Origin of the sequence: Tsukamurella pseudospumae (assembly GCF_001575195.1) — a bacterium.
Taxonomy (GTDB): Bacteria; Actinomycetota; Actinomycetes; order Mycobacteriales; family Mycobacteriaceae; genus Tsukamurella; species Tsukamurella pseudospumae.
In genome coordinates, this window is sequence record NZ_LSRF01000125.1 from 1 (window position 1) to 325 (window position 325).

Here is a 325-nt window from a genome sequence, read left to right on the forward strand (position 1 = left end):
CGTCCGCTGCCGACCGCCGGCGCCGCCGCCGGCACAGGCAGGGGAGTGCCGGCGCGTGGCCTCACCGTTGTCGGTGCAGGTGCCGGCGCGCACGTCGACCGTGCGCGTACGGAGCTGACCACGGCCACCCGCACTCTGCTCACCACGCCGATCGCTGCTGCCGCGGATCGCTCGTCGATCGCATGGCGGGTGCTGCTCGGGATGGCCGCCTCGGGGTGGGCGTGGCGTGATGTGCTCGCGCAGCTGCAGCAACCCGGGCTGGTGCGGCTGCGCGAGGACTACGAGCGCGGTGAGGCTCATGCGATCAGCCAGTGGCAGAAGGCGC

General features: G+C 73.8%; 1 pseudogene. It reads left to right on the top strand.

What is annotated here, in order from left to right:
• Nucleotides 1-325, top strand: a pseudogene (locus tag AXK60_RS27320) (hypothetical protein); the annotation flags it as partial.